General features: G+C 64.5%; 12 protein-coding genes. 8 read left to right on the forward strand and 4 right to left on the reverse strand.

The features are described from left to right. The 4 genes from ACQKPZ_RS09310 to ACQKPZ_RS09325 form a co-directional block, all read right to left on the reverse strand. Window positions 1-111: hypothetical protein (locus ACQKPZ_RS09310; RefSeq protein ID WP_427537371.1), on the reverse strand; the 111-nt coding region annotated here is incomplete at its 3' end. Next, window positions 98-877, reverse strand: coding sequence for a gamma-glutamyl-gamma-aminobutyrate hydrolase family protein (locus tag ACQKPZ_RS09315; protein WP_427537120.1), 780 nt, complete (start codon window positions 875-877; stop codon window positions 98-100). The genes ACQKPZ_RS09315 and ACQKPZ_RS09310, both read right to left, overlap by 14 nt. Next, the gene (locus tag ACQKPZ_RS09320) at window positions 877-2,187 is read right to left on the reverse strand and encodes an NAD(P)/FAD-dependent oxidoreductase (protein WP_427537122.1); all 1,311 of its coding nucleotides are present in this window, start codon (window positions 2,185-2,187) and stop codon (window positions 877-879) included. Before ACQKPZ_RS09320 ends, ACQKPZ_RS09315 begins: the two co-directional genes overlap by 1 nt. A gap of 22 nt (window positions 2,188-2,209) precedes the next feature. Next, window positions 2,210-3,574 (reverse strand): glutamine synthetase family protein, encoded by a 1,365-nt coding sequence (locus tag ACQKPZ_RS09325; protein ID WP_427537124.1) that lies wholly within the window; start codon window positions 3,572-3,574, stop codon window positions 2,210-2,212. A gap of 202 nt (window positions 3,575-3,776) precedes the next feature. Here ACQKPZ_RS09325 and ACQKPZ_RS09330 point away from each other — a divergent pair, with 202 nt between their 5' ends. The 8 genes from ACQKPZ_RS09330 (at window position 3,777) to ACQKPZ_RS09365 (ending at window position 11,579) form a co-directional block, all read left to right on the forward strand. Next, entirely contained in the window at window positions 3,777-4,244 is a 468-nt protein-coding gene (locus ACQKPZ_RS09330) for an Lrp/AsnC family transcriptional regulator (protein ID WP_264359558.1), read from the forward strand. A gap of 408 nt (window positions 4,245-4,652) precedes the next feature. Further along, window positions 4,653-6,281, forward strand: coding sequence for an APC family permease (locus tag ACQKPZ_RS09335; protein ID WP_427537126.1), 1,629 nt, complete (start codon window positions 4,653-4,655; stop codon window positions 6,279-6,281). A gap of 104 nt (window positions 6,282-6,385) precedes the next feature. Continuing rightward, window positions 6,386-7,225, forward strand: a complete 840-nt coding sequence (locus tag ACQKPZ_RS09340; protein ID WP_427537128.1) for a polysaccharide deacetylase family protein — start codon at window positions 6,386-6,388, stop codon at window positions 7,223-7,225. Continuing rightward, complete coding sequence (locus ACQKPZ_RS09345) at window positions 7,222-8,277, forward strand: C45 family autoproteolytic acyltransferase/hydolase (RefSeq protein ID WP_427537130.1); 1,056 nt, start codon at window positions 7,222-7,224, stop codon at window positions 8,275-8,277. Before ACQKPZ_RS09340 ends, ACQKPZ_RS09345 begins: the two co-directional genes overlap by 4 nt. 32 nt (window positions 8,278-8,309) lie before the next feature. Further along, a complete protein-coding gene (locus tag ACQKPZ_RS09350; RefSeq protein WP_427537132.1) occupies window positions 8,310-8,726 on the forward strand; it encodes a VOC family protein in 417 nt (138 codons plus the stop codon). A gap of 27 nt (window positions 8,727-8,753) precedes the next feature. Then, window positions 8,754-9,569 (forward strand): SDR family NAD(P)-dependent oxidoreductase, encoded by an 816-nt coding sequence (locus ACQKPZ_RS09355; RefSeq protein WP_427537134.1) that lies wholly within the window; start codon window positions 8,754-8,756, stop codon window positions 9,567-9,569. Between the two features lie 28 nt (window positions 9,570-9,597). Further along, complete coding sequence (locus tag ACQKPZ_RS09360) at window positions 9,598-10,629, forward strand: Rieske 2Fe-2S domain-containing protein (RefSeq protein WP_391136210.1); 1,032 nt, start codon at window positions 9,598-9,600, stop codon at window positions 10,627-10,629. Then, entirely contained in the window at window positions 10,626-11,579 is a 954-nt protein-coding gene (locus ACQKPZ_RS09365) for a PDR/VanB family oxidoreductase (protein ID WP_427537136.1), read from the forward strand. The genes ACQKPZ_RS09360 and ACQKPZ_RS09365 overlap by 4 nt, the downstream gene beginning before the upstream one ends. Window positions 11,580-12,038: the final 459 nt, after the last annotated feature.

The following is a 12,038-nucleotide window of genomic DNA, read 5'->3' on the forward strand; positions in this document are numbered from 1 at the left end:
CAGGCACTCGAAGGTTTCACCGGATGCGGCATCGGTGTATTCGCCGTTGATGAAGGCACGGCCTTCGATCTTCAGTTGCTGGGCACGTTGTTCCCTGTCAGCCAATGTCATGGTGGGTTCCTCGTGAACGTTGCGCTGCGCGCTTGCGACAGGCGGCGCCGAAGGCCTGGAAGATGGCCAGGTAATGGGGATGGGCAGTGACCTGCCATTCGGGGTGGAACTGCACGCCGAGGGCGAAACCGGCATCACGTACCGATACTGCTTCCACCAGGCCATCGCAGGCTACGGCTTCGACGCGCAGGGCCATGGCCAGGCGGTCGATGCCCTGGCCATGGATCGAGTTGACCAGACACTGCGTCGGCAGGCCGGCCGCGTGGAGCAGGCCGCCGGGCAGCACGTTCAAGGGCTGGCGAGCGGCATATTGAACGGCAACGGGCTGGTCTGCCGGTTCGCGGTGGTCCTGATAGCCGGGTAGCTCATGCACACAGGCATGCAGGCTGCCACCCAAGGCCACGTTCAACTCCTGGAACCCCCGGCAGATCGCCAGCAACGGCACGCCGGCGGCCAGCGCTGCGCGAATCAGCGGCAGGTTGAAGGCATCGCGCTGCGGGTCGTGCAAGGTGCCCGGGGCACTGCGCGGGCCTGCGTAATGATGCGGTTCGAGGTTGGACGGTGAGCCGGTCAGCAGCAGGCCGTCGACATTGGCCAGCAACACATCCGGGCTGACCAGGCCGGGCAGGGCAGGCACCACCAGCGGCAGTGCATCGGCGCCTTTCACGACGGCGTGCAGGTATTTCTCCCCGGCGATATGGAAGGGGTGCAAGCCCAGCTGACGCACGCAGGCATTGACCGCCACCAGCGGTTTGCGGGCGGCCATCAGCGCAGCCTCTCAAGCAGTTGGTAGTACCACATGCCTGCTGCCAGCAGGCCGTTGCCGAATACATCCCCCAGCGGCACGCGAATGTGCTTGCAGCGGGCGAAGGTGTCGAACTGTTCGAGTGTGCCTGTCATGGCGGTGGCCATGATCTCGCCCATGACGTGGCTGGTGGCTACGCCATGGCCGGAATAACCTTGGCAGTACCAGACGTTCTGCGACAGCTTGCCCAGCTGTGGGATGCGGTTGACCACGATGCCCATGGCACAACTCCACTGGAACTCGATGGGCACGCCTTTGAGGGCCGGGAAGGTGCGTTCGATGCACGGGCGCAGTTCGGCGGCGATATCCCGCGAGTCGCGCCCGGAATAGTTGGCGCCACCGCCGAACAGCAGGCGTTTGTCGGCCGTGAGGCGGTAGTAGTCGAGCACGAAGCGGCAGTCGTATACCGCCAGGTCCTGCGGGTTGATGCGCTCGGCCAGCTCACCCAGCGGCGCGGTGGTAACGATACCGCCCATGGCCGGGAAGATCTTGCCCTTGAGCCGCTTGTTTTCCAGCTTGTGGTACACGTCGCCAGCCAGCATCACCTGAGTGGCGTTGATCCGCCCTTCGCTGGTAACCACCGCCGGGCGTGGGCCGTGGATGATCTCCAGCACCTCGGAATGCTCGAACAGCTGCGCGCCCAGGCTGGCGGCTGCACGCGCTTCGCCAATGCACAGGTTGAGCGGGTGCAGGTGCATGTTGCGGGTGTTCTTCAGCGCCCCGCAGTACAGCGGGCTGTCGAGGTGCTGGTTTACCCCGGCGCTGTCCAGCAGGGTTACCTGTTCACCCATGCCGCGGCGGCAGGCTTCGTCGTACGAAGCTTTCAGTTCGTCCAGGTGTGAAGGCTTGACTGCTGCGTGCAGGTGGCCGCGCTTGAGGTCGCAGGCGATGGCGTAACGGGCCACGCGCTGCTCGATGATCTGGTGGCCACGCCAGCGCAGGTGCCAGATGAAGTCATCGACATCGTTGCCCAGCCAGCGGCGCATCTGTTTGCCCATGGCGGTGTCGCCCGACAGGCTGCCGGTGACCTGGCCACCGTTGCGCCCGCTGGCGCCCCAGCCGATCTTGTGGGTTTCGACCAGGGCCACGCGGTAGCCGCGTTCGGCCAGCTCCACGGCGGTGGCAATGCCGGTAAAGCCGCCACCAATGATGGCGATGTCGACATCCACCTCACCGCGCAGGGTTGGGTAGTGGGTTTCCTCTTTCAGCGTCGCGCTGTAATAGGACGGCGAGCGCTCGGGCGCAGGCCTGACGTGCAGTGCTGCATTCATGCGGTGGTCTCCGGGTTCGCCGTTATGCCTGGTGCAGGTACCAGCGCCAGTCCTGCTCGCCAACTTCGCCCATGAACTGGCGGTACTCGGCCTGCTTGACCTTCAGGTACACCCCCAGGAACGCATGGCCCAGGGCATCGCGGGCCCAGCTGGAGCCTTCCAGTGCGCGCAGCGAGGTCAGCCAGTCGGTCGGCAGCAGCTGCTTGGCCTGGGCATAGCCGTTGCCCTCGACGGGCGCACCCGGGTCCAGGCGTTCACGGATGCCACGGTGGATACCGGCCAGGATCGCGGCGGCCGCCAGGTACGGGTTGGCATCGGCGCCGCAGATGCGGTGCTCCACATGCCGGGTGTGCGCCGGGCCGCCGGGCACCCGCAGGCTGACGGTGCGGTTGTCACAGCCCCAGGTGGGCGCCAGCGGGGCATAGCTGTTGGCCTGGAAGCGCCGGTAGGAGTTGGCGTTAGGGCAGAACAGCAACAACGAGTCGAGCAGGCTGGCCAGCATGCCGCCCACGGCCTGGCGCAGTAGCGGGGTACCCGCGGGGTCTTCGCTGGCAAACAGGTTCTGGCCCTCGACGTCGGCCAGCGACACATGCATGTGCATGCCGGTGCCTGCCAGGTCATCGAACGGTTTGGCCATGAAGCACGCCTGCATCCCGTGCTTGTGCGCCACGCCTTTGACAAGGCGTTTGTAGCGCACGGCTTGATCCATGGCGGCGAGCGCATCGCCGTGTTCAAGGGTGATTTCCACTTGCCCGGGGGCATATTCGGAAATCGCCGTGCGGGCCGGAATGCCTTGCGCCTTGCAGGCGGCGTACAGGTCGGCGAGGAAGGGTTCGATCTGCTCCAGCTCGCGCAGGCCATACACCTGGGTGGCCTGCGGGCGCCCACCGTCGGCATCCCGTGCCGGTTGCGGGCGGCCCTTTTCGTCACGGCGGGCGTCGAGCAGGTAGAACTCCAGTTCACAGGCCATCACCGGGTGAAAGCCCTCGGCCTTGAGCCCGTCGATTACTTGCAGCAGCACGTGACGTGGGTCGGCAATGCTGGCCGGCATGCCTTGTTCGGGGTGCATGCTGACCTGCATCGCGGCAGTGGGAATCTGCCGCCACGGCAGGCGCACGAGGCTACCGGGCAGCGGGTAGGCACGGCAGTCGATATCGCCGACATCCCATACCAGGCCAGAGTCTTCCACGTCTTCACCGTGCAAGGTCAACCCAAGGATGGTGCTGGGCAGCGGCCGCCCGGCCTGGTACACGGCCAGCAGCTCCTCACGGTGCAGCAGCTTGCCACGGGGCACGCCGTTGGCGTCGAGGATGAACAGCTCGACCATTTCGATATCGGGGTTATGGGCCAGGAAATCCTGGGCTTCGTGCAGGTCCGCGAAGTGCATGGGGAGGCCTCGGTCACGGCGGTTGCCGTGCTGTGTTGTTGTTTGCGTAGAATATATGGGCATACTGTTGCGCATTGCAACAGTTAATGCTCGATAAGCTGCGCACCAACTATCCTGCCATGGCGGGGACGACAAGCCCTGCCGCGAATCTGGTAGGCTTTCAGCCGATTTCTACCCGGCGCCACGCTACGGAACCCCTTACATGTCTATATCGACCCTCGACGACCTCGACCTGGGCATCGTCCGCGAACTGCAGATGGATGGCCGCCGCGCATTCCGCGAAATAGCCCGCACGCTTTCGGTACCCGAGGCAACCATCCGCACCCGCGTCAAGCGGCTGCAGGATCAGGGCGTGGTGCAGATCCTGGCCTTTACCGACCCGTCCAAACTGGGCCATGCAAAGCTTGCGCTGCTGTTCGTCAAGGTTGCCCCGCAGGACCACGACCGGGTGATCGACACCCTGGGCCGCTGGACCGAGGTCAGCTACCTGTCGACCATCATGGGTGTGGCCGACATCTGCGTGCAGGTGCTGTGCCGTGATGATGAGAGCCTGTGGAACCTGCAGCAGCGCGTGCGCAGCCTGCCGGGTGTGCACGAGGTGCAGTCGACGCAGGAAGTGAAGGTGCACAAGTTGCGGTTTACCTTGCCGAGCCTTGATCCGCGGGACTGAGCCTCAGCCCCCCATGTGTTGCAGACAACGGCCCACCGGCCTGCCCGGTGGGCCGTTTTTTTTGCGCGTTGCGCAAGGATTTCTGGTTCACGCTGCGCGTCGCTAAACCCTGTGGGAGCGGGCGTGCCCGCGAAGAATACGACGCGGTGGATGGCACCGGCTGCGCCGGTGTTCGCGGGCACGCCCGCTCCCACAGGGTAAGGCGGCGTGCTCTGGCGCAACCGTTTGAAGGCATGCACCGTTGTGGTGAGCTTTGCCCCTGAATGGCGCATGCATTAAAAATATCTTCAAATGATTGCGCATTGCGTATTTTTGTAGTTACTTATTCTACGCATGCGCAGAAATATGGCTTGCCATCTGCCCATCGCAGCGTCGCCCACTACAATCACAATAATGAGGTGTCTTGCCGTGCGTACTCTTCCTCAGGACGGAATCAACCTGGCCGCTGGCGAGGTGACGGGCATGTCGGGCTCTGGCCATCAGCTGCAACGCAGCCTCACCTGGCGGGACGCTTTCTGGGTGACCAGTGGCGTACCGGTCAGCGTGCTGTTCACCATCGGCGGGGTGGCCGCGTTCATCGGCCAGCCCGCGTGGTTCATCTGGGTACTGGCGATGCTGATCGGCTTCGTGCAGTGCTTTACCTACGCGGAAATTTCCGGCCTTTACCCTCACAAGTCTGGCGGCGCTTCGGTGTATGGCGCGCTCGGCTGGGTGCGCTACAGCAAGTTCGTCGCGCCAGTATCGGTATGGTGCAACTGGCTGGCCTGGTCGCCGATGCTGGCGCTGGGCACCAGCCTGGCAGCAGGCTACATGCTCAGCAGCCTGTTCCCGGCTGATTCGCTGGTGAACACCTGGCAAATCAAACTGCTGGACCTGGGCGTCATCACCGAAGGCCTGACCTTGCGGATCAACGCCACCTTTGTGCTGGGCCTGCTGTTCATGCTGGTCACCTTCTGGCTGCAACACAGCGGCGCCTCGGCGGCGGCACGGATGCAGCGCATCCTTGGCATTGCCTCGCTGGCGCCCTTGCTGCTGGTCTCGCTGGTGCCGCTGTTCACCGGTGATATGCCGGCCAGCAATTTCCTGCCGTTGCTGCCCCTGAGCCACGACGGGTCGGGCGCTGCAGTAATGGGCAGCTGGAACGCGGCCGGCATCAGCCTGGCCATGGGCGCCATGTTCCTGGCCTGCTGGTCCACCTTCGCCTTCGAAACAGCGGTGTGCTACACCCGCGAATTCAAAGACCCGCAAAAAGACACTTTCAAGGCCATCTTCGCTTCGGGCCTTTTGTGCCTGTTCATGTTCATCGTGGTGCCGCTGACCTTCCAGGGCAAGCTGGGCCTTGAGGGCATGCTGGCGCCGGCCATCGTCGACGGCTCCGGGGTGGGCGCAGCCATGGCGCATTTCGTTGGCGGCGGGGCCGTGGTGTTCAACGTGATCATCGTGATGATGGTGTTGTCGGTGCTGCTGCTGGTGATGACCGCGATGATGGGGTCGTCGCGCACCCTCTACCAGGCTTCGGTGGACGGCTGGTTGCCCAAGTACCTGTCGCACGTCAACGAGCACGGTGCGCCGACCCGGGCCATGTGGACCGACCTGGGCTTCAACGTGGTGCTGTTGCTGATGTCCAACTACATGTCGGTGCTGGCCATTTCCAATGTCTGCTACATGCTGTTCGTGTTCCTCAACCTGCAATCCGGCTGGATCCACCGCCTGGACCGCGCCAACTGGCCGCGCCCATACAAATGCTCGGCCTGGCTGTTGGGCCTGGGTGCGCTGTGCGGCTTCATCGACCTGGCATTCGTGGGCGCCGGTGCCAACTTCCTGGGTGAGAACACCTTGCGCAACGGCCTGCTGGCGGCGCTGTTGATCGTGCCCGTATTCATCTTCCGGCACTACATCCAGGACAAGGGCCAGTTCCCCGAATCCATGCGGCGCGACATCGACCTGCCTCATGCGCGGGCTGGCCTGTGGCCTTACCTGGCGTTGCTGCTGGGGGCCGCCGTGGTGTGGGTCAGCGCCGAACTCACCGTTATCTGACTTTCTAGAAACCACCGGCCAAGCCGGGTGCAGGCTGCGCTCCATGCGTTCAGCCCAGGGGATGCCTGCGCCCACGTAAAGCCCAAGAACCACCGGAGAAGCCGATGAAAACCGATTACCAGGCCAGGCAGCACTGGCCACAGCACAAGTCCACTGCCGTGTCGCTCACCTTCGATGTTGACGCCGAAGCCGGTTACCTGGGCGAAAGCCCAAGCTTCGCCCGGCGCCTGACCAGCTTGTCCGAAGGCCGCTTCGGCGTAACCCGCGGGGTGCCGCGCATCCTCGAACTGCTGCGCCGCCATGGTGTTGCGGCTACCTTCTTCGTGCCGGGCTACACCGCCGAACAACACCCGAAGCTGGTCGAAACCCTGCTGCACGCCGGGCATGAAATCGGCCACCACGGCCACATGCACCTGCGCAGCGACAAGGTGTCGGTGCAGGAGCAAGTGGACGAGATGGAACGTGGTCTGGAAGCCCTGGCCCGTGCCGGGGCGCCGAAACCTGCGGGGTATCGCTCGTCGTCCTGGGAGCTGACCCCGGAAACCTTCGCGCTGCTGCTGCGCCATGGCTTTGTCTATGACTCCAGCTGCATGGGCGACGACCGCCCCTACGTGGAAACCTGCAATGGGGCTTCGATCCTCGAACTGCCGGTGCACTGGTCGCTGGACGACTACCCGATGTTCGGCTGGGGCATCGACAACGGGGGCAACTTCAGCCACCCGCGCATGCTGTTCGACACCTGGCTGGCCGAGTACGAATCGGCCCGCCGCGATGCCCGTCACACCAGCTTCACCATGCACCCCGAGGTGATCGGCCGTGCTGCGCGCTTCGAGCAACTCGAGCGCCTGGTCGAGCGCATGGTCAGCGATGGCGACGTGTGGTTTGCCCGCCTCGATGCGGTGGCCGCGCACGTAGCGCCTCAGCTTGTGAAGGGGGCCGCATGAGCCCGGTGATCTTCCGCTCGCAGGTGTGCACCCCGTACAACCGTGGCCGCGAGTTCGGTGAAGTGTTCGCCGGCAAGGTACGCCAGACGGTGAACACCTATGAAGCCCTGTTCGCCCGTGTGGCCAAGCGCCCTTACGATTTGCATGACCTGGGTGGCCAGGCGCTGGCGGCCATTGCCGCGTTTGCTGCGCCCTTGCATGAAGAAATCCTGGGTATTGCTGCGGGTGCAGGGCTGGCACCCGAGCAGGTGGGCGCCATCAATGCGCGCACTGAAATCCTGGCGTACCTGGGTGTGCAACTGCGCGGCGAATGCTCGACAGTGGTACTGGCCGACCCCTTCGGTGCGCCAGTCACGGCCCAGACCTGGGACTGGTACGCCGAGTTTGCCGGGCTGTGGCTGGTATGGGAGATCCCCCATGCCGACGGGCGCCTGACCACCACCGTCACGGAGTACGGCATCGTCGGCAAACCGGGGGTGAACGACCGCGGCCTGGGCGTGCATTTCAACATCCTCCATCACCAGCGCGATGGCGAGTGCATTGGCCTGCCGGTGCATGTGCTGTCGCGCTGGTTGCTGGACAGCTGCGCCGATATCAACCACGCGTTGCAGGTGTGCCACGCCGCACCGGTGTCGGCTTCCAGCGTACTGACCCTGGTGGCGGCGGAGCGGGGCGCCAGTGCTGCCGTGTCGGTGGAACTGCACCCGGGCGGCCCGGCACTGGTGTTCCCCGATGCAGGGGGGCTGCTGATCCACACCAACCATTTTCTGGCCGATGCCGTGCGCCCTTACGACACCGAGCCTGCCGCCTATCCCGACACCCTGGTGCGCCACGACCTGTTGCGCCGGCGCCTCACCGGGCGCACGCAGCTCAGCGCCCGCGACCTGCTCGGCGCGCTGAACAGCCACCTGGGCAGCACCGGCGCGCTGTGCTGCCACCCCGACCCGGCACTGCCGGAAACCGGCCAGTACGCAACGCTGGCCAGCATTTGCCTGGACGTGCCCGCCGGCACCCTGCGTGCGCTGCCCGGCGGCCCGTGCCGGCACCTGTAAACCTTTTCAACCAACCCACTGGAGCCATACCCATGCTCAAGCTCAAACGCCTCGACAACATGGACATCCTCAGCAACGACGTACAGCGCCTGGTCGACTTCTACCACGGCGCCCTCGGCCTGGGCTTCTTCCTGCCCTACGTGGCCGAGGAAAAGTGGGCCGCGATCGAAATGGGCAACGTCACCCTGTACCTGTTCCACACCACCAGCACCGCGCCCGTAGAGCGCCGCACCGCAGTGAACCTGGAAGACAAGCCTGGATTCGACTCGTTTGCCTTCGAGGTGGAGAACCTCGACGAAGCCATCGCTTACCTGGACGGCAAGGTCGAGTGGGTCACCGCCAACCCCATCGAGTGGCAGCACCCCAACGGCACCCGGTACCGCTACCGCCCGATGTTCGACCCGGACGGCAACATGCTTTACGTCACCGAGCCGCACAAGACCGTGTGAACCACCGCCAGCCAACGAGTATTGAACATGTCTTCCAGCCAGACCCAAGCAACAACCCGGCAAGTGCCGCAGCGTGTTATCGACCTTTCGCCCCAGGCGCGCAGCCTTGAAGGGCGGGTGGCGCTGATTACCGGTGCCGGGCGCGGGGCAGGGCGTGCCCACGCCCGCCTGCTGGCCGCCCGCGGCGCTGCCGTGGCGGTGGTCGACATTGACGCCGAGGTGGCCCGCGACACGGCCGCCGAGGTCGAGGCAGCCGGCGGCCGCGCCTTGCCCTTTGCCTGCGACATCACCGACCGTGCCGCGGGCGAGCAACTGGTGGCCCAGGTAGCCGAAGCACTGGGTGGGCTCGACATCCTGGTGCACAACGCCGGGCTGATCTACTCCATGACCGGCCTTGAAGCCACCGACGATGCCAATTTCGACCGGCTGCTGGCCATCAACGTGCAAGCGCCCCTGTACCTCACCCGTGCCGCGCTGGCGCACCTGCGCGCAAGCTGCGCGCCACGGGTGATCTTCATCAACTCGCAGTGGGGCCAGGTGCCGGATGGCCATTCCTACGGCTACATGGTCAGCAAGGCCGGGCAACTGGGCCTGATGAAAACGCTGGCCAAGGAGTTTGTCGGCGAGGGCATCCTGGTCAATGCCATTACCCCCGGTGCGATCCTGACGCGCATGGTCCCTGAGCAATACATCGCCGCCGAGCAGGCCGCCATCCCTCTGGGCCGCCTGGTGCACCCCGAAGAAATTGCTGCCGTGGTGGCCTTCCTGGCCAGCGACGAGGCGGCCTTCATCACTGGCCAGGCCATCCCCGTGAACGGCGGGGCGCTGCTGGTCGGCATCTGACATAACAAGAAATCACGAGGAAAACGCCATGACCCTTCAACTGACCCAACGCCAGCGCGCCGAACAGGCCATGCGCCGCCAATGGTTCCCGGTCGCCCGCTCGTGCGACCTGGCCACACCCCAATCGGCCACCCTGCTGGGTGAAAAGCTGGTGGTGTACCGCACCGCTTCCGGCAAAGCCGTGGTGCAGGCTGCCCGCTGCCCGCACCGTGGCGCCGACCTGTCGCTGGGTGAGGTGCACGGAGAGAACATCGCCTGCCCTTACCACGGCTGGCAGTACAGCGGCCACAGCGGCAAGTGCAGCCATATTCCGTCGCTGGAAGACCAGTGCCGCATTCCCCAGGGCGCAGCGGTTCATACCTACGCCTGTCAGGAACGCTACGGCCATGTGTGGACCGCGCTGGAGGAGCCACTGTTCGACCTCTACGACCTGGCCGAATGGCGCGAGCTGGACCTGGAGTGGGCCGCAGCTGCGCCACTGGATTCGCCAACCGGCGTGGCCGTGGCCATCGAGAACTTTGGCGATGTGGCGCATTTTGCCTACATTCACCGCGGCATGATGGGGCATGTCAACCCGGTGGTGGAGCCGCTGAACGTGCGCCGGGAAGGGCTGGACATCTGGATGGACCGCCCGTTGCAGGCCTGCGAAGGCGAGTGGGCCAACGATGGCGACTGCATGATGAACTACCACATTGTCGCCCCGGGGCTTGTGGCCATCACCTACGACTACGAGCGCCTGGGCAAGCGCGTGGTTGCCGGCTTCCCGTGCCCGGAATCCTACGAGCATGTGAAGATCTTCTGGGGAGTGGCCAACGACCGCAACTACACGGGCGGCGATTTGCAGGAGTGCCTGCGGGTGGAGGAACTGCTGTACCTGGAAGACCTGCCGGTGGCCGCGACCATCACCCCGGCGGAGATCGACTGGGACGCCAAGGCCGTGGAGCATTCCGTGCCTGCCGACCTGTACACGCTTAACTACCGCCGCGCGTTCCGCGAGTTCATCGAGCGCGGCCAGGCCCAGCCGGTGCGCCTGGTAGAAAGCCAGCGGGTGTTGTCGTGAGCAGCGGGGGCGATTGCGTCGAGGTCATCGTCAGCTGCCTGCGGCTGGAAGCCGACGGGGTGATCTCGCTGGAGCTGACGGCTGATCAGCCGCTGCCCGCCTGGAGCGCCGGGGCGCACGTTGACCTGTTGCTGCCCTCGGGCCTGGTGCGCCAGTACTCGTTGTGCGGCGACCCTGACGATCGCCGCCGCCTGCGCATCGCGGTGTTGCTGGAAGAGGCCGGCCGTGGCGGCTCGCGGGAGGTGCACGGCGCCTTGCACCTCGGCCAGCGGTTGGCCATTCGTGGTCCGCGCAATGCCTTCCCGCTGGGTGAGGGGCCGTACCTGTTCGTGGCCGGTGGCATCGGCATCACCCCGATCCTGGCCATGGCACGTGCCGCCGAACGTGCAGGGGCCCAGTGGCAGCTGTTGTATGGCGGCCGCTCACGGCGGTCGATGGTTTTTACTGAAGAGCTGCGCGCGCTGGGCGGCGGGCGGGTGGAGATTTTGCCGGCCGATGAGGTTGGCTTGCTCGACCTGAATGCCGTGGTTGCTGCCGCTCGCGCCGGGCAGCACGTCTACAGCTGCGGGCCGGCAGCGCTGCTCGATGCGTTGAGTACGCGCTTTGCAGCCGCAGGGCTGGAGGGGCAACTGCACCTTGAACGTTTTGCCCCGGCTGCGCCGCCACCAGCCGCCGCGTGTGAGGGCACCTTCAAAGTGATCCTGGCGCGCAGCGGTGGCGAGGTGCTGGTTGAGCCCGGCTGTACCATCATGGCCGCCCTGCGCGCCGCCGGGCATACGGTGGCGTCATCTTGTGAGCAAGGGGTGTGCGGCATGTGCGAGACCAGGGTGCTGGATGGCGTGCCCGATCATCGTGACATGCTGCTCAGTGAAAGCGAGCGGGCCCGTGGCGATGTGATGATGCTTTGTGTGTCGCGGGCACGCACGCCAACGCTGACGTTGGACCTTTGAAGATAACGGGGCTGCAAAAGCGGCCCCATTGCTGACTAAGAATGGCCTCGGGGTGGCAAACAACAAACTGCGAGCAACGAAGTAGAGCCGTTAACGCCCGTTGCAAAGTTTGGATCCAGTAGCCAGAAAAATTTATCCATTCGGTCAGCTTGCAAGAAGTTAGCAGGCTAACTAATGCGACTTTAAATACCGCTGGTCGGTGCTTTTGTTCAAACAATGAACGATTTCCCTGCTGATGGCTCATATTTGCCAGCAGGTGTATTTGTCTGGCACTGCACCTCGCACTCATTCAGGAAGTTATAAACCTTCAACCTCATGTGCGCCGCAGGGATGCACATGGGGATTTTTATTGCCTCTGATAATGGAGTAATGCCTATGCCCAACCGAGGCTCAACGGTTGAGCCGCTGTGTATCGAAGTATCAATCCGCTGTTTCAATTAACGATATGAATTGGGTCAT

It is taken from the genome of Pseudomonas sp. NPDC089547 (genome assembly GCF_050280665.1).
In the GTDB taxonomy this organism is placed as follows: Bacteria; Pseudomonadota; Gammaproteobacteria; order Pseudomonadales; family Pseudomonadaceae; genus Aquipseudomonas.

What these genes read in the sequence shown, in the direction of transcription:
- ACQKPZ_RS09315 (WP_427537120.1), bottom strand. Translation starts at nt 877, where the DNA reads ATGGCCGCCCGCAAACCGCTGGTGGCGGTCAATGCCTGCGTGCGTCAG.
- ACQKPZ_RS09320 (WP_427537122.1), bottom strand. Translation starts at nt 2,187, where the DNA reads ATGAATGCAGCACTGCACGTCAGGCCTGCGCCCGAGCGCTCGCCGTCC.
- ACQKPZ_RS09325 (WP_427537124.1), bottom strand. Translation starts at nt 3,574, where the DNA reads ATGCACTTCGCGGACCTGCACGAAGCCCAGGATTTCCTGGCCCATAAC.
- ACQKPZ_RS09330 (WP_264359558.1), top strand. Translation starts at nt 3,777, where the DNA reads ATGTCTATATCGACCCTCGACGACCTCGACCTGGGCATCGTCCGCGAA.
- ACQKPZ_RS09340 (WP_427537128.1), top strand. Translation starts at nt 6,386, where the DNA reads ATGAAAACCGATTACCAGGCCAGGCAGCACTGGCCACAGCACAAGTCC.
- ACQKPZ_RS09345 (WP_427537130.1), top strand. Translation starts at nt 7,222, where the DNA reads ATGAGCCCGGTGATCTTCCGCTCGCAGGTGTGCACCCCGTACAACCGT.
- ACQKPZ_RS09350 (WP_427537132.1), top strand. Translation starts at nt 8,310, where the DNA reads ATGCTCAAGCTCAAACGCCTCGACAACATGGACATCCTCAGCAACGAC.
- ACQKPZ_RS09355 (WP_427537134.1), top strand. Translation starts at nt 8,754, where the DNA reads ATGTCTTCCAGCCAGACCCAAGCAACAACCCGGCAAGTGCCGCAGCGT.
- ACQKPZ_RS09360 (WP_391136210.1), top strand. Translation starts at nt 9,598, where the DNA reads ATGACCCTTCAACTGACCCAACGCCAGCGCGCCGAACAGGCCATGCGC.